This is a genomic window from Loktanella sp. F6476L, from assembly GCF_023015725.1.
Taxonomy (GTDB): Bacteria; Pseudomonadota; Alphaproteobacteria; order Rhodobacterales; family Rhodobacteraceae; genus Yoonia.
On sequence record NZ_JALKAR010000021.1, the window covers coordinates 1 to 20,198 of the forward strand.

General features: G+C 56.1%; 13 protein-coding genes, 1 tRNA gene and 1 pseudogene. 6 read left to right on the forward strand and 9 right to left on the reverse strand.

Annotated elements, in window-relative coordinates:
• Positions 1-123: 123 nt before the first annotated feature.
• Positions 124-389: pseudogene (locus MWU61_RS18965) on the forward strand (IS3 family transposase); the annotation flags it as partial.
• Between the two features lie 623 nt (positions 390-1,012).
• Here the strand turns inward: MWU61_RS18965 and MWU61_RS18970 are convergent.
• The gene (locus MWU61_RS18970; protein WP_247130038.1) at positions 1,013-3,322 is read right to left on the reverse strand and encodes a Tex family protein; all 2,310 of its coding nucleotides are present in this window, start codon (positions 3,320-3,322) and stop codon (positions 1,013-1,015) included.
• Between the two features lie 185 nt (positions 3,323-3,507).
• Between MWU61_RS18970 and MWU61_RS18975 the strand changes: the two genes are divergently transcribed.
• Positions 3,508-4,719 carry a sodium:proton antiporter gene (locus MWU61_RS18975; protein ID WP_247130040.1) on the forward strand — a complete coding sequence of 404 codons (1,212 nt, stop codon included), beginning with the start codon at positions 3,508-3,510 and terminating at the stop codon, positions 4,717-4,719.
• 67 nt (positions 4,720-4,786) lie between these two features.
• Here the strand turns inward: MWU61_RS18975 and MWU61_RS18980 are convergent.
• From MWU61_RS18980 to MWU61_RS18990, 3 genes are all read right to left on the reverse strand, one after another.
• Positions 4,787-4,863: transfer RNA gene (locus tag MWU61_RS18980), tRNA-Met, on the reverse strand.
• Positions 4,864-5,023: 160 nt separating this feature from the next.
• Entirely contained in the window at positions 5,024-6,670 is a 1,647-nt protein-coding gene (locus tag MWU61_RS18985) for a sulfatase-like hydrolase/transferase (protein ID WP_247130041.1), read from the reverse strand.
• Entirely contained in the window at positions 6,667-7,158 is a 492-nt protein-coding gene (locus tag MWU61_RS18990) for a MarR family transcriptional regulator (RefSeq protein WP_247130043.1), read from the reverse strand. The genes MWU61_RS18985 and MWU61_RS18990 overlap by 4 nt, the downstream gene beginning before the upstream one ends.
• Before the next feature lie 137 nt (positions 7,159-7,295).
• On the opposite strand from MWU61_RS18990, the gene MWU61_RS18995 reads away from it, so the two are divergent.
• Positions 7,296-8,351, forward strand: coding sequence for a TAXI family TRAP transporter solute-binding subunit (locus MWU61_RS18995; RefSeq protein WP_247130044.1), 1,056 nt, complete (start codon positions 7,296-7,298; stop codon positions 8,349-8,351).
• Between the two features lie 66 nt (positions 8,352-8,417).
• Complete coding sequence (locus MWU61_RS19000) at positions 8,418-10,712, forward strand: TRAP transporter fused permease subunit (RefSeq protein WP_247130045.1); 2,295 nt, start codon at positions 8,418-8,420, stop codon at positions 10,710-10,712.
• A 73-nt stretch (positions 10,713-10,785) separates the two neighbouring features.
• Here MWU61_RS19000 and MWU61_RS19005 read toward each other — a convergent pair whose 3' ends face one another.
• Positions 10,786-11,673 carry a MurR/RpiR family transcriptional regulator gene (locus MWU61_RS19005; RefSeq protein ID WP_247130046.1) on the reverse strand — a complete coding sequence of 296 codons (888 nt, stop codon included), beginning with the start codon at positions 11,671-11,673 and terminating at the stop codon, positions 10,786-10,788.
• 340 nt (positions 11,674-12,013) lie between these two features.
• Between MWU61_RS19005 and MWU61_RS19010 the strand changes: the two genes are divergently transcribed.
• Positions 12,014-12,769: a 3-keto-5-aminohexanoate cleavage protein gene (locus tag MWU61_RS19010; protein ID WP_247130047.1), complete on the forward strand. Its 756-nt coding sequence runs from the start codon at positions 12,014-12,016 to the stop codon at positions 12,767-12,769.
• A 113-nt stretch (positions 12,770-12,882) separates the two neighbouring features.
• Complete coding sequence (locus tag MWU61_RS19015; RefSeq protein WP_247130048.1) at positions 12,883-14,202, forward strand: aspartate aminotransferase family protein; 1,320 nt, start codon at positions 12,883-12,885, stop codon at positions 14,200-14,202.
• Positions 14,203-14,909: 707 nt separating this feature from the next.
• On the opposite strand, the gene MWU61_RS19020 is transcribed toward MWU61_RS19015, so the two are convergent.
• The 4 genes from MWU61_RS19020 to MWU61_RS19035 form a co-directional block, all read right to left on the reverse strand.
• Positions 14,910-15,872, reverse strand: coding sequence for a D-2-hydroxyacid dehydrogenase family protein (locus MWU61_RS19020; protein WP_247130049.1), 963 nt, complete (start codon positions 15,870-15,872; stop codon positions 14,910-14,912).
• Entirely contained in the window at positions 15,869-16,957 is a 1,089-nt protein-coding gene (locus tag MWU61_RS19025) for a 4-oxalomesaconate tautomerase (RefSeq protein WP_247130050.1), read from the reverse strand. Before MWU61_RS19025 ends, MWU61_RS19020 begins: the two co-directional genes overlap by 4 nt.
• Positions 16,954-19,020, reverse strand: a complete 2,067-nt coding sequence (locus MWU61_RS19030; protein ID WP_247130051.1) for a tripartite tricarboxylate transporter permease — start codon at positions 19,018-19,020, stop codon at positions 16,954-16,956. Before MWU61_RS19030 ends, MWU61_RS19025 begins: the two co-directional genes overlap by 4 nt.
• Positions 19,021-19,101: 81 nt before the next feature.
• Positions 19,102-20,193, reverse strand: coding sequence for a tricarboxylate transporter (locus MWU61_RS19035; protein ID WP_247130052.1), 1,092 nt, complete (start codon positions 20,191-20,193; stop codon positions 19,102-19,104).
• Positions 20,194-20,198: the final 5 nt, after the last annotated feature.

The following is a 20,198-nucleotide window of genomic DNA, read 5'->3' on the forward strand; positions in this document are numbered from 1 at the left end:
TAGCCCACTGGTCAATGCAATCCGCACCGCATCTTGGCGAAATTCGTCCGTACGTTTCAGTCCCATAGTTCATCTCCTTTGTTGCAGTAAATGCTATCAAAGGAGCGGCATCAAACCGCGACAGGTCCAAAGGTGTCAATGTCAGGGAAAGGTAATTGCTATGACAACCCCGCCGTCGAGACCTTCTTCCCCCCCTCTCGCGACGTTGCTGCGCAACACCCTGCCGGGCGGCGATCAAAGCAGAACCGATCTGGCGACATTCAAGGGAAACGCGGCGCAAGGCTGAGTTGGCGATCTTCGAATACATAAACGGGTTCTATAACCCGCAACGTCGACACTCAGCACTGGCTCGGAAAAGCCCCGTCGAATTCGAACGGAAAGTGGCTTAAACGAGCACTTGAGGCAACACAAAAGCGTGACAGGTCCAGAGCGAATTTGTTAATCACATAACCAGCAAGGCCGCCCATCACCTTACGAAAATCAACGGGATGGGTGGCCAAGTAGACTTTATATGAGCCTGACGGATAAATCATGAGAACCGCCCGACAACCGCGACAAGCTTTGTTAGGTTCGCTTCGGAAATGGCCACGGAGAATTCAATACTTACGGAGCCGCAACGTAGGTACGCAGTTTCCGACGAAACCAATGGGCTGTTCATATTCTGTTTCGGTAATCTACCTTCAGCCGTTACGATTTCAGTAAAGTAGGGTTCCTGTACCGAGATAGGTTCGACGATCTGCGACAGACTGCTTCCTCACGAGGCATTCGTTTGTGCCGATCTCAGCGGTGATTTCTCCCGAAGATAGGCCATCTTCACAAATGCGCCGGGCGGCTTCATACTTGTGCTTATTTGGCCAGATTTTTCGGCTAGAGGGGCTCACTTCAATCGTAAATCCTCAGATCGCGTGTTTGGAACTGCTCGCCTCCTCTATTGAGGAGGCAATGAATACCAAGTTCAGAAAAGCGGGATTAGCCCCGAAAACGAGCCCCAAATGTAACGCTTACGACCGCCCTACCCTTTGGGATTTTTCATCGCGGCTGCCAGAGCTGATCCAAATGCGCCTTGGCTAGTGGTTTTGGGTGCCGCTGACGTTTTATGCGCTGTCCGCGGTCCTTTGGGTTTGTCGCGATTGTCGCGCGGGGCTGGTTTCGCCCCGCCGTCTTTGCGCATGCTGAGCCCTATACGTTTGCGCGGCACGTCGACTTCTGTCACGCGGACCCGCACCACATCGCCTGCTTTGACGACCTCGTGCGGGTCTTTGACGAAATTATCGGCAAGCTGGCTGACGTGGACCAGCCCGTCCTGATGCACACCGATATCAACAAACGCGCCAAAGGCTGCGACGTTGGTAACCGTGCCTTCGAGTGACATGCCTGCTTTGAGGTCCGTGATGCTGTCGACGCCTTCCGCGAAGGTCGCGGTTTTGAAGGTTGGGCGCGGATCGCGGCCCGGTTTTTCCAGTTCTGTCAGGATGTCACGTACCGTTGGCAAGCCAAAGCTGTCGTCGACGAATTGTTCGGCCCGCAGGCCTTTTAACGCCGCACCATCCCCCATGATCTGCCGGATATCGCGCCCGCAGGCCGCCACGATTTTGCGGGCAACACCGTAGGCTTCGGGGTGGACGGACGACGCATCAAGCGGTTCGTCCCCGCCCGTGATCCGCAGGAAACCTGCGCATTGCTCGTAAGCTTTTGGTCCCAAACCGGGGACTTTGAGCAGTGCTTTGCGGTTTGGAAACGGTCCATTGGCATCGCGATGTGCGACCACCGCTTGCGCCAGTGACGTGCCGAGCCCAGCGATATGCGACAAGAGCGGTGCGGACGCCATGTTCAGATCGACGCCGACCGCGTTCACCGCATCTTCGACCACGACGGCCAGAGATTGCGCTAATTGCCGTTGGTCAACGTCGTGCTGGTACTGGCCGACGCCAATGGCCTGCGGGTCGATCTTGACCAATTCGGCCAGCGGGTCCTGCAGCCGCCGCGCGATAGACACCGCCCCGCGCAACGAAACGTCGATGTCAGGGAATTCAAGCGAGGCGAGTTCGGAGGCCGAATAAACCGACGCCCCCGCTTCTGACACGATTACGGATTTGGGGCGCGTCACGCTGGATGGCAAGCGTTTGATCACGTCCGCGACAAGCCGTTCCGATTCGCGGCTGGCTGTTCCGTTGCCGACAGCAATCAACGCAATCCCGTGCTTCTGGATCATGTGGGTTAGTGTTTCTTCAGCCCCGCGCAGATCATTTTTCGGCTGGAATGGATAGATCGTTGCCGTGTCGAGCAGCTTACCGGTTTCATCAACAACCGCAATTTTGCACCCCGTCCGAATTCCCGGATCGAGGCCCAGCGTCGCACGTGGCCCCGCAGGTGCCGCCAGCAAAAGATCACGTAGGTTGCGCGCGAAAACGTCGATGGCTGCAGCATGTGCCGACCGGCGCATTTCGGCCATCAGGTCCATGAACATCGCAAGGCTCAGCTTTACCCGCCATGCCCAGTTTGCCACGCCTTGCAGCCACAGATCACCGGGTGCATCGCCGCGAATACCGATTTCGGCTGCGACGATGTTCAGAATGCGCGGCAGGCCTTCTTCGGGTTCGGGGCTAATATCGAGGGTGACGATTTCTTCCTTCGTCGCGCGCAGGATCGCAAGGGCGCGGTGCGACGGGATTGTGGCCCACTTTTCGGAATGGGCGAAATAGTCGGAAAACTTTGCGCCAGCTTCTTCTTTGCCTGCAATGACGCGGGCGTTGATCATCGCTTCTTGCTGCATGACCTCGCGCAGACGACCGACAAGGCCCGCGTTTTCACCCAGTTCTTCGACCAGAATATCGCGGGCGCCGTTCAGCGCCGCTTTGGTATCGGCCACTTCGTCCGACAGATATCCTTCGGCCAATGCGACGGGTTCTGCGTTACGGTCGTCCATGATGGCACGCAGCAAGGGTTCTAACCCGTTTTCGCGGGCGATCATCGCTTTGGTCCGGCGTTTGGGTTTGTACGGCAGATACAGATCTTCGAGCACGGCTTTGGTATCGGCCTTTGCAATGTCGCGGGCCAGCGCGTCGGTCATTTTGCCTTGCGACGTGATCTGCTCGGCAATCGACGCACGGCGCTTTTCAAGATCACGCAAATAGTCCAGACGTTCCGCCAAACGGCGCAGCTGCGCATCATCAAGTCCGCCTGTCGCCTCTTTGCGGTAACGGGCCACGAAGGGCACGGTATCCCCGCCGTCCAACATGGCCACAGTGGCCGTGACCTGATCGGGCCTTGCGCCAATGTCGCTGGCAATATTGCGGGCAATGCGGTCTGCGACAGCGGTCATGAGAGGCTCCATCTACTCGTTTGGAAGATCGTGATAGCGCCCCTGTCCGGCAGGGCCAAGACCAAGTTGCGGCTTATCCACCGAGAAATTCGGCCGGACGGATCGCCTAGATTGCATGACATCCCTTGCAGCCCGAAACCACGCGTAGTTAGCTTGATCAAAGGTAGATTGCTTAAGGGGTGAAAATGACACTTGATCCAGAAATCGTCTTGCTTGGCGTCCTGATCTGTATTTTCGCCTATTCCTTGCTGACCAAAGCGATTGCGCGTTCAATTATCACGCTCCCCATCATTTTCATGGTGGTTGGGTATCTTGCTGCAGGCCCGATTGCGCTGATGGCCGAACCCGAATTGCTTGATGACGGGAAGCGGTTGCTGGCAGAAATCACGTTGGTTCTGGTCCTGTTTTCAGATGCCAGCCATGTGCGCATCCAGAAATTGAGGCGCAGCTTTGGCATCCCCCTACGCATGCTTGTGATCGGTCTGCCGCTGACCATCGCGTTGGGCACCGTTGTAGCTTACGGACTGAACCCAAGCAGCGGCATGGCGATGGCATTGCTGACCGCTGCGGTGCTGACCCCTACTGACGCGGCACTTGGCCAGACGGTTTTATCAAGCGATTCCGTGCCCGAGAATTTACAGCAGACCATCAACGTTGAAAGCGGCCTGAACGACGGACTTGTGCTGCCGTTTGTCTTGTTAGGCGGGATCCTAGCGTCGGCAGGCATGCAAGGTGCTAACACCGATGGGTTGGTCGTTTCGGCGTTGCTACAGATCACGTTCGGCCCGTTGGTCGGCATCTGTATCGGCTGGACCGCAGCAAAGGCGATGGGGCTCGCGCAGAGACAGGATGTTATGGCCGAAGCGGCTGGTGGCGTTGCGTTTGTTATGGTCGCGTTCTCGGCCTATTTGTTGTCCGAATTGGTCGGCGGGAACGGGTTTATCGCTGCTTTCACCGCTGGCATGGTTTTCGGAAACACCTACAAATATCCCCTGCATTTCATCAGCGAATTTATGGAAGGCATCGGCCAACTTCTGACGATGTTTGCGTTTTTGGCATTTGGTGCGCTTTTGCTGCCGGACGGCTTTGCGCATATGACGTGGAACGCCGTTATACTGGCGTTCCTTTTCCTGACGGTTGTCAGGATGTTACCCATCATGGTTTCGCTTTGGGGCACACACCTGCATGTGAGCGAGAAGTTGTTTTTGGGATGGTTCGGGCCGCGTGGGTTGGCGTCGATTTTGTTCACGCTGATCATGATCGACGAATTCGACTTTCCAGGGGAAGATGAACTGCTGGCGTGTGTGTCGATGACCGTGTTCATGTCCATCATTCTACACGGCATGTCGGCCGCGCCACTGGCAAAATGGATCGGGAAAACCGTTCCAAATGAATGAGGTTTAGGCTGGCTGGCGACCAGAAACGACAAAACCCCACCGTTTTACGGGTGGGGTTTGTAGGACTTGGTTGCGGGAGTAGGATTTGAACCTACGACCTTCAGGTTATGAGCCTGACGAGCTACCGGGCTGCTCCATCCCGCGCCAAGTTCGCATCAGATACTGCGAGTGGCTGGCGACCGCAAGGGGCGTTTTCGCACTTTTGTCATGTTTTTCGATTATTACGTAAAGTCAGCCTTATTCGGTGAAAACTCTCCCCGCCGCCACGAGGGTTCGGTGGACTAATCTAGGTAATACCAAGCAGTTATCTTGGGCCCTGTGGTTTCAGGTCGGCGAACGCGATGCCTGTTGTGGCTTCGTATTCTTCGGCGTCCCAGAATCCGATCAGGATGCCGGCCTTTGCTGCCGTCTTTTGCCCTGCCAGAACTGCCGGCGTTGCCGTGATGCGCGTATGATGCTGGGTCGCCCATTTCAGCAAAGCCGCTTCCATCCGTTTGCGCGTCTCTATGTGGGCGATGTCCTGTGACGTCCCGAGGTCGATCAGTTCTTGTGGATCTGTTTCAAGATCAAACAGGATCGGATCAAAGCCTTCGCACCGAATATATTTCCAACGTCCGTCAAAGATCATCGTGGTGTGCGCGTCTTCTTGGGGGACGTCCAAGGTACGGGCCATTTCGGACCAGTGGTAATCGTGCTCGCTGATGACATAACCACGCGCGAAACCGCTTGTACCATGCAGGATCGGCGTCAAATCACGCCCTTCGATGATATGTGGCTTCGGTTCGCATCCCAAGGCGTTCATAAAGGTCGGCGCGAGGTCAATCATTTCGATCAGGTCATCTGACACCAAGCCGCGTGTCGCATCCGCATCCTTGCGCGGGTCCGCGATGATCATGGGGACTTTGACGGCCATTTCGTGATAGAAGTCCTTATCCCCCATCCAGTGATCACCCATATAGTCGCCGTGATCCGAACAGACTGCGATGATCGTGTTTTCGCTGAACCCCTTTTCATCCATCCACGCAAACAGCCGCCCCAGATTGTCATCGAGCTGTTTGATCAGCCCCATATAGGCCGGGATCACATGCTTGCGCACGTGGTCACGTGAAAAGCTTTTGCAGACGCGCGCATCAAGGTAGGCCGCCATTAACGGATGTTCGGTCTGTCGTTCAGCGTCGCTGCGCACCGGATCAATGATGTGCCCTTCGTCATACATGTCGTGATAAGGCGCGGGCACAATATAGGGCCAGTGCGGTTTGATATAGCTCAGGTGGCACATCCAAGGGCGTCCGTCAGCCGCAGCGTCTTCCATGAACGCCATAGCGCGGTCTGTCATATAGGCCGTTTCGGAATGTTCTTCCGGCACGTTTGCCGCAAGGCGTGAATTTTCAAGCAACCAAGCCGATAGCTGTTCTCCATCGTCGTCGAGCCCTGAATTTGCAAAATCTTCCCACGGATTATCGCTTTGGTGGCCATGTGACACGAGGTAGTCATCGTAGGCCGACCAATTCTGGCGCGGACTGTCGGGGTGCAAACCGTCGTCCCTTTCAAACGGTTCGAACCCGCATTCAGACCTGCGCACGCCGATTTCGCTAGCCGGATCAATGCCCAGCCAAGCCATACCTTCTTTGTCCGCAATCATGTGGGTTTTACCGACCAAAACAGCTCGTGCGCCTGCGTCGCGCAAATGATCACCTAAGGTCGGCTCCCCAACCCGCAAAGGCATGCCGTTCCATGTGGATCCATGGCTGCGCACGTATCGCCCTGTATAGGCCGACATCCGCGATGGTCCGCAAACGGGCGATTGCACGTAGGCATTGGTGAAGCGGACGCCGCGCTGTGCGAGCGCATCAATATGAGGGGTGTGCAGGTGTGGGTGACCGTAGCAGCTAAGGTAGTCAAAGCGCAGTTGGTCGGCCATGATCCACAGGACATTTGGGCGATCGTTCATTCTGACTCCAGATTTGGCTGGTTAAGGTGGGCTTCGTAACGGTCGATCAAGCGCAGGAAGGTTGCGATTTCGTCTTGGTCAAAGCTTTCGCTAAGACCGTCCCGACGCATTTGCATGATCGGTGCCGCATTGGCGTAGGCCTGTGCACCTGCCGCAGTCATATTGACCAACGATTGCCGTTTATCATCGGGGTTCGGGACCGTTTCGACGTAACCTTTGTCGCGCATCGCAGGCAGAGCCCGACTGACCAAGGAATGATCGGTACGCTGGATTGACGCCATGTCTTGCACGCTAAGTGGTCCGGCCTCGTGCAGATCCCAAAGAATGCGCCATTGGGTGATCGACAGGCCGCCCGCGGACAGCAAAAGCCGTTGTGCCTGCGTGCGCGATGCGGTGGCCGCCGCTTGCAAGCGCCCGAACAGGTTCGCATCCTGCGTGGCCTTGCGTGCTGCCAGTCGCTGCGCGCGTGTTTTCGACTTTTGATCCATCTGCGTCTCCTACGGGCTCATTCAACAGCAAAAAATATTACGTGACAAGTCACGTAATATTTGCAAACCTTTCCTTGCTTCTGGTTATCCGAAGCGAAGGCTGCTTGACCCAATGCAGCCACTAGGGAGGAGAAAATATGTTCAAGGCATCCACTATGGCTGCGGTCATTGCCGCTTTGCCTGCTGTTACAGTCGCACAAGCAAACCTAACAGCAGAAACCACATCGCCGGGATCAACACCCCATTATATTGACACAACGCTTGCCGCCGTTCTGGAATCTGCCGGCGTGGCCAGCTTGCAAATTACCGAAGGCGCCACACTGACCAATTCGGTGCAAGCTGTTGCTGAAGGCCAATTGGATATGGCACCCGCGCCGCTTATCCTGCCGTTCCTGATGTCACGTGGGATTGGCCCCTATTCCGGCGTCGGTGAAGAAAAAGGTGCCGAATTAGCCGGAAACCTGCGCGCGCTGTTCTTTACCGCCGCGTCTGCGCAGATCTTTGGTCACTATGATAGCGGCGCTATCACGGACATCACACAACTTGACGGACTGCGCATCTGGAACGGACCGCCTCGCGGTGCTGCGCTGACATCCGGACGTGCGGCGGTTCAACTGCTTTCCGGTTTGACCGAAGGCGAAGGATATGAAGGCATTCAATCGCCTTGGCCTGATACGGTGTCCAGCATCACGGGTGGCGGTGCCGATGGATGGACTATTCCCGAGGGGCTGCCATCCGGACGACAGATTGCGATTTCTGCCGCCGGTGCGATTACCATTTACGATATGCCGTCTGACTTGCTGAACAGTGAACTGGGTCAGCAGATTATGAATGCGCCCGGTCATGCGGTGTATTCTGTGCCTGTAGACGAATATCGGGCTGCTTATGAAGGTAACGATATTACCATCGTCACTGACGACGATACGTTTGACAGCTTTGCCACGGCGTTCGCGCAGATCGTCCCAGCGTCAATGGATGACGAACTAGCCTATCAGGTCACAAAAGCATTCCTTGAAGGCCAAGAACGTTTTGAAACAGGTTCGCCGCGCGGTCCTTACCTGTTCCTGAGCTTTGGTGACATCGACGGAACCAGCCAAGGTGTCTGTGGTGCCGTCAAGATGTTGATGCACCCCGGTGCGATCCGCGCTTACGAAGAAGCCGGTCACACCGTCGCGGATTGCGTACGTCCCTAAGTCAAACACGGGGGCCGGAAAACGGCCCCCCGATTGTTCCCCACCGGAATTTGAAAGAGACGGAACATGGAAACCGCTATGCCCCGAGGCCGACGTGCCGCGCTGGTGCTTGCTTTCATGCTCGTGATCATTGGCATGCTCAACACCATGCCGGAAATCGCTGGGCTGCAGGACTGGATGCGCGACGTCACCGGCCTGCGTTATTTCCGTGTTTCAGGGTTTCCCACCGAATATCTGTATCCACCGCTATTTGTCTTGATGATGGTGATCGTCACGCTGGACGCCAGCGTCTATCGGGCGTGGCGCAACGAGAAGCCGCGGCGTGCTTGGCTTGGGGCCTGTCTAGATGGGGGGCTGATCCTTGCTGCTGTGCTTGGGGCATTGGGGTTTCTCGTCGAAATTGATTCCATTTGCTTGATCGACCAAATCACAGGCGAACGTGCACGGCTGATCGCGGACGCGGCAGAACGATCCGCTGGTGTGATCCCCGGTATGACCTTCGAGGCCGAAGTTCCAGCGTGTCAGGCGCGCTTCGGGGTCTGGATCATTCCGCTGCTGTTCACGATCATCACGCTGTTTTTTCTCTACAATATCCGCGTCTGGGGATTGCCGCTTGTGGCGGTCGCCAGCGTTGTTGTGCTGTACACCATATCCACCGCGCTGATTTGGGTGTTTGACCTGAGCGATAATAACTTTCTGCTGACGAAGCTCGGGGCAGACGGGGGTGATCCGCTTGCCGCAGCAATCCAAAAAGCGACGAACGTTTTCATCACGCCTGATGGTTTCATGGGCCGGTTCATGGACATCATCGTCAATCAGGTTTTCCCATATGTCATCTTGGGCGCACTTTTTGGCACATCGGCAGGTGGCACGTCGCTGATCAAACTGGCCGTCCGGTTGACGCGAAACCTGCGGGGTGGTCCGGCCCATGCAGCGATTGTATCTTCGGCCATGTTTGGCACGATCACAGGCGGGCCTGTAACCAACGTATTGTCCACTGGGCGACTGACGATCCCGATGATGCGGCGCAACGGGTTTTCGCCGCAATTTGCAGGCGGGGTCGAAGCCGCAGCATCGTCGGGCGGACAGATCATGCCACCGGTGATGGGGGTCGCGGCCTTTGTCCTCGTTGCGATTACAGCGGTGCCGTACACCAAAGTCATCACGGCAGCATTCATTCCCGCGATGGCGTTCTTCTTTTCGATCTTTCTGGCCGTTGTGTTTCAAGCCCGCCGCGAGAAGGTGCAAGCCATGCGCACAATTCCAGACGATCTGGTGATGGAGCGACAAGATTGGCTAAACCTTGTTGTCATTTTCCTTCCGATCCTGACGATCCTGTTCCTGCTGCTGGGAAACAAAGATGCATTCGCACAAAGCGCGTTGGCAGGCATGCTGCCCGCTGGTGTCGCACAGACGATCACCAATTCGACGGGCGATGCAATTTCTGCCGGATGGTGGGCCGTGATCGTGCTGTTGCCGCTTTTGTTTCTTGACCCTGCAACACGGGCGAAACCGTCCAAAGTTCTTACCTCTCTTGGGGAAGGCGGGGTTCTTGTTTCACGGTTGTTTTTGCTCTTGTTCGCGGTTTCCATCATCTCTGCGTTTTTGAACGAAAGCGGGCTGACGGGCGAATTGACACGCGCTGTCACAGCGTGGCTGGAAACGGCACAGGTCTTGCGCATTGCTGGCTATGAAATCCCGATTGTCGGCGGGGTCTACCTGATGCTTGCGCTAACCTGCGCAATGTTCTGCGCGATCCTTTTGGGTATGGGGATGCCGACGGTCCCCGCCTACGTAAATGTCGCGCTTTTGCTGGGGCCACTTTTGGCCAATCTTGGGGTCAGCTTTTTCACAGCGAATATGTTTGTGTTCTATTTTGCGGTCGCGTCAGCGATTACGCCACCAGTCGCTATCGCTGCCTTTGCCGCCGCGTCGATCACGCGGACCGAACCAATGCGGACCAGCATTGCGGCCGTGCGCGTGGGCATCGTCATGTTCACAATCCCCTTCGTATTTGCGTGGTACCCCGAATTGCTGCTGATCGAAGAGGCCGTGACGATTACGAGCGACACGGGCCGTCGCGTTCTGATCGAAGGGTATACTGGGCAGGTCGATTGGGTCGGCTTGGCAGGCGTGTGCCTGCGACTGGTGCTTGTGCTTTATCTTGTCGCGTCCGCACTTGCGCGTTTCGATTATGGACCAATTGGACGTGCCGAAGCGGGATTACGTTTGTTCATTGCAGTTCTGGTGTTGTGGAAAACTGCCCCTGTGATGTGGATCGGCATAGCGGCAGCGGCGATGATACTTGTTGGCCATATGATGTGGCATCGGAACAAACGTATGGGTGAAAATACTGGCTAGCGGTGCGCCGATCAGATCAAGTTGCCGGCGTTTTCTTTAGCGTCGCGAATGATCTGCGTGATCCGGCCGAAAACTAATGTTTTTTCCTAGGACCCCAATATGCGTCGTGGCTTTGCCGCAGGTCTTCGTAATTCTTGATCCGAAGCTTCGCGTCGTTTCCTCCGGCCTCGACGAGCATCGCGAGCAGGCCTTCCATCACGGCCATTGCGCCGACGTAGCAGCCGAAATGATGCGTCGAAACAACCGACACGATAACGTTTTCGTGCGGTGTGAATTCCGACGAAACGATTTCGCTATCGGACAGGATTATCAATTTCACGCCGCGTTCATTTGCGAATTTGCACGCCTCAATCGTCTCTTTTGAATAGGGCGTGAATGTGATCGCAACGAGGACGTCTTCGGGGCCCGCATCGTTCAGTTCATCAATCGCGCTGTTCATGTGTCTTGGAATTAATTGCAATGATGGCAATGCCATACGGCCAACATAGTGAAAGTAATAGGCAAGCCCGTAGCTGGCGCGGACCGCTGTGAGATACGTGTTTCGCGCGCCCAACAGCATCTCGACAACCCGCTCCAGTTGACCTGTTGTCTGGAGTTCCAAAGACCGGTGAACCACCCCGATTGAATTGGCCGCCGCTTCGGCCTGTGCGGCCCCTTTCGCACCCGACGATTGCAAGTTGTTCAACCAATCCGGCAAATCAGTGACGTGCGTGGACGCGACCAATGCGTGCCGGAACGGTTCGCGGAGGTCTTCGAAGCTTTCGAAATTGAGGTGCTTGGCCATCCGTACGAGCGAATAAGTTGACACGCCCGATTTGCGCGCTGTTTCCCGGATTGAATCCAGACCAAAGTCGGCGGGATGATCTACGATGTACTTTGCAACCGTCTGAAGGCGTGGCGACAGGTCAGGTATTTCGCCCTTGAGCATTGATATTGTTTTGGATTTCAGTGTTGGGTCCACGGCGATCAGCCCTCACATAACTGCTGCCGGATAATAACATTTGTGATTTTTGAGCGCAATTGACAGGCTCTGTAATTTAGACATTCTTACAGCAACATCTGGTTTCAACATAGATCGTGCCCTAATGCCTAAATTCCCTTCGCCTGCGCCCATTGTCGTCCACGGTAGTGCTTTCCCCCTGCTCTACCGTGCGAAAATGTTGGTCACCGACTCCGTAGTTGCGGAAGCAGGCAGGCTGACAAAGCGCTTCCCGTATTCGGGTGATCTGTGCCCGTGGCATGACCAAAAATCTGCACGGTCATTCGTAGACCTGAACGTCTCGCAGATGCGGAGACATTAGATGTTAAAGCCTTTCATCATGGTGGCCCCGACAGGCGCACGCCGCACGAAATCTGATCATGCCGCTTTGCCGATGACGATCGACGAAATTGTTGCGACGGCGATCAGTTGCCACGCATCAGGGGCCGACGCGTTGCACCTGCATATTCGCGATGATGATGGTCGACATTCGTTGGATGCCGGTCGGTACCTTGAAACGATCGCAGAGCTGGACCGCCTGTTGCCCAACATGCCTGTTCAGATCACGACCGAAGCAGGCGGAATTTTCGATGTATCCGCGCAATTGCGCTGCTTGCAGACTGTAAAACCCAAATGGGCATCAATTTCAGTCCGTGAAATCGACCGCTCTCCTGATCTGGCTGATGCTGTTTATGGCGCATGCGCGGACGCTGATACGAAGGTCCAGCATATTCTTTACGGCCCAGATGATGTTTCGCTTTACATGCAGCGCCGCGCCGAAGGCATTATCCGACAGCACCAAGCCGATGTGATTTATGTCCTTGGCAGATACAGCAAAAACCAGACGTCGCGCCCCGAAGATTTGCAACCATTTCTGACCCCTGAACATGAAGCTGACAGTTGGATGGTTTGCGCTTTTGGGCCTTTTGAGCATGCATGCTTGGTTGACGCAGCCCAACGTGGTGGTGCGCTACGGGTCGGATTTGAAAACAGCACAACCGGCGAAGACGGGCATACCCACAAGGATAATGCAGCCTCTGTTTCCTCTTTGCGCCAGAAATTGACGGGGGCGGCATGATCACGACCTGTCTGCGCAGCAGGTTATCGGACCTAAAGCCCACCGTTCTTCCGAGGCGCGCAATCTATGACGCCTTAGCCAACGCTTCATACTAGATCATAAAGGTCGCACCCATGTCCCACATCTTCCCACGCCATTGTCACACTGACATGCCCACCGCTGTTGGTGGCGACGGTTGTTTCCTGATCGACGCGTCTGGCAAACGCTACTTTGACGGGTCAGGCGGGGCAGCGGTGTCTTGCCTTGGACATTCAAACGAACGGGTCATTGCCGCCATCAAAGACCAAGCCGAAACGCTGGCCTATGCCCATACGGGGTTCTTCACCACCGCACCTGCCGAAGAGCTGGCCGATCTATTGATTGCGCATGCACCCGGTGATCTGGATCGTGTCTATCTTGTCTCTGGCGGGTCGGAGGCGGTCGAAGCCGCGTTGAAGCTCGCGCGTCAGTTCCACATCGAAAACGGCGAACCCAGCCGCAAACATGTGATTGCCCGCAGGCAAAGCTATCACGGCAATACGCTTGGCGCATTGGCCGCCAGTGGCAACGCGTGGCGCCGCCAACAGTTTTCACCGCTTTTGATCGACGTCAGTCACATTGCACCTTGTTATGAATACGCGGAGCGGGCGGCGGATGAAACGCTGTTTGATTACGGCCAACGAGTCGCAAATGAACTAGAAGAAGAGATCCAGCGCCTTGGCCCTGAGAACGTCATGGCCTTTATCGCTGAACCTGTCGTCGGGGCGACGCTTGGGGCGGTTCCCCCTGTTGATGGCTATTTCAAACGGATCCGCGAGATTTGCGACGCACACGGTGTGCTTCTGATCCTTGATGAGGTGATGTGTGGCATGGGCAGAACGGGTCATTTATTTGCCTGTGACGCCGAAGGTATTGCACCGGACATTCTGTGCATCGCCAAGGGTTTAGGGGCTGGATATCAACCCATCGGCGCGATGCTGTGCACGTCGCACATCTATGATGCCGTGGCCAAAGGGACCGGATTTTTCCAGCACGGACACACCTATCTGGGGCACCCTATCGCCGCCGCCGTCGGTTGTGCGGTTCTCAAGGAAATTCTCGAAAATGATCTGGTCGCGCAGGTGCGGTCGCGCGGCGCATTTTTGGGCACGCAGCTTCATCACACATTTGGACAACATCCGAATGTCGGTGACATTCGAGGGCGTGGGCTGTTTTGGGGCATTGAACTGGTCGAGAACCGAGATAGCAAAACCCCATTTGATCCAAGTCGCGGGATTGCAGGTAAGATCAAAAAAGCAGCGTTTGCAGAACGGCTTGCGTGCTATCCAATGCCCGGAACCCGAGATGGTCGCATCGGCGACCACATAATGCTCGCCCCACCATTTGTTGCATCTGAAGCTGAGTTAAGAGGAGCGTTGGAAAGCCTTGAGCGCGCGTTGATTATGACGCTTTAGCGCAGCGCCTGCATGCCACCTACCCTCACATAAAATGACGTTCGCGTTGTTAGGTTCAATGTGAGCGTTGCAAGTGCACCCTGTATTAGGGCTTAGCGCATCCCTTTGAGAAAATATGATGTTCCAAAAGGAGACAGACATCATGGCAACTCAAGTATTGGGCGTACTCGCAAATGCTCAGGAAGTTACAAAGTATTCCACGTCTTTGGCCATTCAATCCCCGTTGAAAAAGATGGACGCCGTATGTGGCCAACCAAGTTTTAAACGCGAAACGGCTCAGCAAATGATTTCGGGAAAACTCTCCCATAATTATTACACCCAAGCGGATTCCGGAGGAAAAAAATGTGAAGCGGCGTTTCTTTGTACTTGTCGGAGGAAATGCCGCGTTTTCTACCAATTTAGGCTGTTGAGGCAGTTCTCTACCAACAGGTGGGCCGCTGGTCTCCGAGAGACTGTCATTGTCGCCCATCTTTAGAGGTGCCGCAACGGCTGGAAGCTTGATGCACTCGCGACCCTGATCGACCATATCGCTGCGGCCCAAAGCAATTCTGGCGTTGATAGGCGTCATGCAGCACCGACCGCCAGTCGAAGCCATTTGCGTGGCGGTGTTTCTTTTCGCGCGGGCGATACGGCCTTCGTGACCGCCCACCCGTGCTGCAGATCGTGAAGGGAAGCATCGAGGAGCCAATCGCCGCACCTATTCAGCCTTAGACCTCCGGGTTGATTACGTGGATAGCCTGGCCTGCGGCATAGGCGTTGATCTGATCGAAAATGTCGCTGAACTGCAGGTCAAATTCGTCTTCCGTCACAAAGCCGATATGGGGCGTGGGCAGGACATCGGGATGTGTGAGCAGCGGGTGCGCCCTGTCGCGCAGCGGTTCATTGTCAAATACATCAACGGCAGCGTGGATGCGGCCCTTTTCGAGTTCAGCCTCAAGGACACCAGACGCAATGAGGCCAGAGCGCGACGTGTTCACCAGCAGACTGCGCGGGGCCATCGCCGCAAGATCATTGGCAGTGATAATTCCACGGGTTTCGGGTTTCAGGCGCACGTGCAGGCTGATGACGTCGGAAGTTGCAAAAAACGCCTCACGGCTGGCGGCAACGGTTTGGCCATCGGCCATAGCGCGCGCGCGGCCGTCTTCGGAGGCCCACCATTGCACATTCATTCCAATGGCTTCGGCATAACCCGCCAACGCCCGCGCGATGCGGCCGTAGCCATAAAGACCCAATGTGCGCCCTCGCAGGGTGCGCCCGACCCCCATTTGCCACGCGCCTGCGCGGATGGACGCCACCTGCTGCGGGATCTGACGGTAGCTGGCAAGGATGAGTGCCAGTGCCATTTCGGCCGCCGCATAGTTCGTCCCGCCGCCCGCCATGTTGGAACAAAGCGTCACGTTATTCGCGGTGCAAGCGGCCACGTCTACATGCGGATAAACGCTGCGCTGACTGATAAGTTTCAGGTTGGGCGTGCGCTCTAACAATTCGGCCCCGATCTTGGTGCGTTCGCGGAACAGCACCAGGGCGTCGGCATCCTGAATACGCTTGGCTAGTCTTTCAGGGTCGGGTTCGTGGTCCGTCCAGACCGTCACATCGTGATCAGCCAGTTTGGCGAAACAAGGCAAGCTGCGCAGAGTGTCGAACCAATCGTCAAGGATATGAACCTTCATCGTATCAAGACCGATTTTGGGATCATAACCTCACCACGGGCCAGCAAGCGCGCGGTGCGGACCAACCCTGCAGAACGCAAGTCGATGCCGTCTGCGGTCACGTCATAATCCACCAATACATTGATCTGGCCGCTTGCGTGTTCCAACGTAATCGTCGCGGGGCGGTCGTTGGAACGGGCGGCCATGCCCTCTGCCACAGTGCCGGGGGTTAGGACGCAGGACGCGAGGCACTGCGCGCCGGTCACGGCCATCGTTGGATGGGCCTTCCACGGCATGAAATAGCGCGTGGCGATAGTGCCGCCATCTTTCGCGGGGGCGAGAAGGCCAAACTTGGGTGTGACAGATTTGGCAACGTTCTGCATGCCCATGGCTTCGCCTGCTTGGATGCGGACACCCTCCATCGCGGCGAAGAAATCTTTGTTATCGTTCAGAGTTTCGGCGCTTTCATAACCCGTGAGGCCAAAGGCGTCCGCCTTGGCTATGACCATCGGCATGGCAACATCCATGCAGGTGACATCGACACCATTGAAGGTATCGATCAGGTTGCCGGTGGGTAAAAACGCACCCGTCGCGCCGCCGATGGTGTCCATGAATTGCAACGCCACGGGGGCAGACGTGCCGGGCACGCCGTCGATTTTGGCGTCACCATCGTAGGATACCGCGCCGTTCGGGGTCTGGACGGTCGCCGCCACTCGTGCGCGGGTGTTGACGGCATGAATGTTGAGTTTGGTTTCACCGTTTTGTGCCTTAATCAGCCCCATTTCAATGGCTGCAGGGCCAACGCCTGACAAGATATTCCCGCAGGTCGGCTTAAAATCGACTGTACGATCTTCGACACTGACTTGCGCGAAGAAATAATCGATGTCAGCCCAATCATCATCCGATCGGGACAGCATTGCCACTTTGGTTGTGACAGCATTTCCGCCACCGACACCGTCGATGTTGAGCGGATGACCAGAGCCAACCATAGCGATCAACACTTGTGCCAATGTTTCCAGATCATCCGGCAAATCGGCACGGTTCAGGTATGGTCCGCGGGACGTGCCGCCACGCATGAACAGGAAGGGAATAGCGGTTTGGGTCATGTCAGAGGCCATGGTAGATCAAAGTTGGATTGCAAAAGTCCCGGCGGGAAGTCGCGGTTCAAGGTCCATGCCATGGCGCAGATAAATGCGACGCCGACGGCGGCATAAGCGGCGGCAAAGCCCCAGCTTTTGCCTGCGCGAATGCGGATGAACAGCAACAGGAAACCTGCCAAGGCAAGGATGAAGCCCACAAGAGAAGTCGCGGCCAGCAGGCCAGCAATCCATGCCAGCGTTCCCCAAAGGCCGTAGACGTTCACATCGGCGTCTTGCACTTCGCGATCCGCAAAGATGGCATGGTTTTCGGGGCGCAGCATCATTTGCCCAATCAGTGCGACACAACATACCAGCGTCACCAAGGCGATAAAGTTGGGAAAGATGCGATCTCGGAAGGCGTAATCGGGGATTTGCCATGCGTTGAGCATAAAGACCGCGACAACAGCGGTGATCCCCAGAAGGAACATCATCGGTGCGCGTTTGGTGCCAACGCTGACGTCGCCTTCGGCTTGGATGTTCTTGGCCTGACGCAAGCCGATGAATACTGAAAGGACAGTGATGATGATCAGCGTGATGACAATTGGGCTGAAGATATAGGGCTGTGCGACCTCCCAGCCTTGGCGCAATTTGATGCTGGCCTGTTGGTGGGCTTGGTTTGCGTAGCGTTCGACAGGCAGTGACAGCACGAAGCCGATCAGGAACGCGGGGCGTGACCAGTCGAAGCGGCGCAACATGATGCCAAGTAGGCCGATGGCGAACAGCGCAACAAGGTCCCAGATTTCCTGACGCGACTGGAAGGCGGCGAAGGAAATAATCATGAACAAGAACGGCGCGAGCAGCGCAAAACGGATGCTTGTAAGGCGCGCGATACCGCCGGACGCTGCGATGCAGATCAGGGTGCCCACGACGTTTGCCAGCGCCAGCAACCAGACGATCGCGTAGGTGAAATCGAGGTTGCGTTCCAGCATAGCAGGGCCGACTTCGATCTTTCCGCTGCCCAATAGGGCGACTGCGGAAATGAAGATCGCCATTGAGCCAGAGCCGGGGATGCCAAACAAAAGCGTGGGGACCAGCCCGCCCCCCTCTTTGGCGTTGTTCGAACTTTCAGGCCCGATCACCCCGCGCACATCACCTTTACCAAATTGCGATTTGTCTTTTGCGGTTTGGACTGTGTGGCCGTAGGCGATCCAGTCAACAACGGATCCACCAAGGCCGGGGATCACGCCAACGGTTACGCCGATCAGTGAACAGCGAAGTGAAAGCCATTTGTTGGCCCACCAATCCTTTACACCCGACAGCCATCCGCCGCCCAAAGGGGCGCGTTCGGAAATGGCGCGATCCTGACGCAGTAGGGCAATGATTTCGGGAATGGCGAAAATAGCCAGACCAACGATCACCAACTTCAGGCCGTCACCAAGGTATTGATACAGCTCGAACGGAATGCTGCCGCTCTCGGCAGAGCGCCAGCTGACAGGAACCATGCGCAGTTCGCCTTCAAACCGGCCTTCACCGATGGTACCAACCAAAAGACCAAGCCCCGCGGCCGCAATACCTTTCAAAGCGATACGTCCGGCCAGAATACCCACCATCGACAGGCCAAAAACCGAGATCATCAAGAGTTCCGGCGTCTTGAACAGCAACACAATTGGGCGGGCCGCGAGAATAAAGAGCGTCAGGAACGCCGCCCCCATAAGGCCGCCAAATAGGGAGGATGCGAAGGCGGCCGAAAGTGCGCGTGCTGCTTGGCCCTTCTTCGCCATTGGGAACCCGTCAAGGACAGTGGCCTGCGAAGCCGACGATCCGGGTATTCCCATCAGAACGGACGCAAAGGTATCGGATGTCGGGACAACCGCCACCATGCCAATCATCAAAGCAAGCCCCGTGACAGGCTCCATCCCGAACATGAATGGCAAGAGAAGCGACAGCCCCGCGATCCCTCCCAAGCCGGGAAAAACGCCAATGCACAGTCCCATCAGAACGCCGAGGACCAAATAGCCGATCACATGGGGCTGAAGGATCATCGCAAACGCATCATTGAGCGCAGGTAAAGCTGTCGCAAAGACTTCCATCTTCGACACCATCCATGTTTTGAAATTGAAAAAGTAATGACCCCACCCGCATCGCAGGCAAGTGGGGTCGTTAGACTTAGATTACTGAAGAACGACGCCGTAGCGTTCGCCCAACCAGTTGATCACAAAGTCTTTTGCTTCTTGCGGAACGTCAGTCGCGCTCGCCATAGCTGTTTGCGCCGCAGCGCCAGTCAGCTGCGGGTAAACGCCAAGACGCGCGGCACTGATTTCAGCGAAATCGTCGCGTTCCTGAATAGCCGCGAAGGCTTCAGTGAAGGTTGCAACGGCTTCATCAGGTGCGCCTGCTGGCAGGAATACCATTTTCTGTGCTGGGAAACCTGCGACGAAGAACGCCTTCCATGCGTCCCATTGTTCGCCCTCGGTTGCGCAACCGTCGGTGGCTTCGCAGATTTCCTTAAACGTCGGCATGTCAGGGAAAGTTGGGTCACGCACAATGTTGCCGTCAGCGTCCAGTGCCCCGAAAGAGAACCAAGGCATTGCAGAACCTGCTTCCACCAGCGGTGTCACACCGGAAAGGTAGGACGAAGATGTCTGATAGTCGATGTTGGCTTCGCCACGCTCGAACATCAGACGGCCATCGCCGCGACCTTCAATCCCGAATACTGGTTCGACGTTGAGACCCAGCATTTCCCATGCAAGTAGCGGTACGAGATCAAGACGGGTCGCGCCTTGAGAGCCGTAAACGAAGGATTCGCCTTCGATACCTGCCGCGGAACCGCCGTCACCCAGCATGCCGCGCAGGTCTGTTGGTAGATAGGCTACGCCCCCCGTGCCAGACGCAAGAACCACGTTCCAGTCGCTATATTCATAGCGCACGCGTGGGTCGCTCAACAGGTAAGGGAACTGTGTGGAACCAGAAGACCCGAAGATCGTTGTGCCGTCTTCGTAAGTCATTTCCTGAAAGTTGTTCGCGCCCTTCGTGGAACCTGCACCGGGATCAAAAGTGACCACAACAGTAGGGTTGCCAGGCAACGCTTCGGACAAAAGCGGGGCATAGAAGTTGGCCCATTTGGCGGAACCACCGGTTTCAGAGAAAGGGATAATCCATTCGACAGTTTTGCCGGACAGATCGATCTGGTGGCCGTCAGCGACAGATTGTGTGGCGACCAAAGCAGATGTAAGCGCCAGAGCGCCCAGTGTTTTCTTAAGCATTTTTT

Excerpts from the sequence above, each read along its gene's own strand:
- MWU61_RS18975 (WP_247130040.1), top strand. The coding sequence starts at position 3,508 with ATGACACTTGATCCAGAAATCGTCTTGCTTGGCGTCCTGATCTGTATT.
- MWU61_RS18990 (WP_247130043.1), bottom strand. The coding sequence starts at position 7,158 with ATGGATCAAAAGTCGAAAACACGCGCGCAGCGACTGGCAGCACGCAAG.
- MWU61_RS18995 (WP_247130044.1), top strand. The coding sequence starts at position 7,296 with ATGTTCAAGGCATCCACTATGGCTGCGGTCATTGCCGCTTTGCCTGCT.
- MWU61_RS18985 (WP_247130041.1), bottom strand. The coding sequence starts at position 6,670 with ATGAACGATCGCCCAAATGTCCTGTGGATCATGGCCGACCAACTGCGC.
- MWU61_RS19035 (WP_247130052.1), bottom strand. The coding sequence starts at position 20,193 with ATGCTTAAGAAAACACTGGGCGCTCTGGCGCTTACATCTGCTTTGGTC.
- MWU61_RS19010 (WP_247130047.1), top strand. The coding sequence starts at position 12,014 with ATGTTAAAGCCTTTCATCATGGTGGCCCCGACAGGCGCACGCCGCACG.
- MWU61_RS18970 (WP_247130038.1), bottom strand. The coding sequence starts at position 3,322 with ATGACCGCTGTCGCAGACCGCATTGCCCGCAATATTGCCAGCGACATT.
- MWU61_RS19020 (WP_247130049.1), bottom strand. The coding sequence starts at position 15,872 with ATGAAGGTTCATATCCTTGACGATTGGTTCGACACTCTGCGCAGCTTG.
- MWU61_RS19000 (WP_247130045.1), top strand. The coding sequence starts at position 8,418 with ATGGAAACCGCTATGCCCCGAGGCCGACGTGCCGCGCTGGTGCTTGCT.
- MWU61_RS19025 (WP_247130050.1), bottom strand. The coding sequence starts at position 16,957 with ATGACCCAAACCGCTATTCCCTTCCTGTTCATGCGTGGCGGCACGTCC.
- MWU61_RS19030 (WP_247130051.1), bottom strand. The coding sequence starts at position 19,020 with ATGGAAGTCTTTGCGACAGCTTTACCTGCGCTCAATGATGCGTTTGCG.
- MWU61_RS19015 (WP_247130048.1), top strand. The coding sequence starts at position 12,883 with ATGTCCCACATCTTCCCACGCCATTGTCACACTGACATGCCCACCGCT.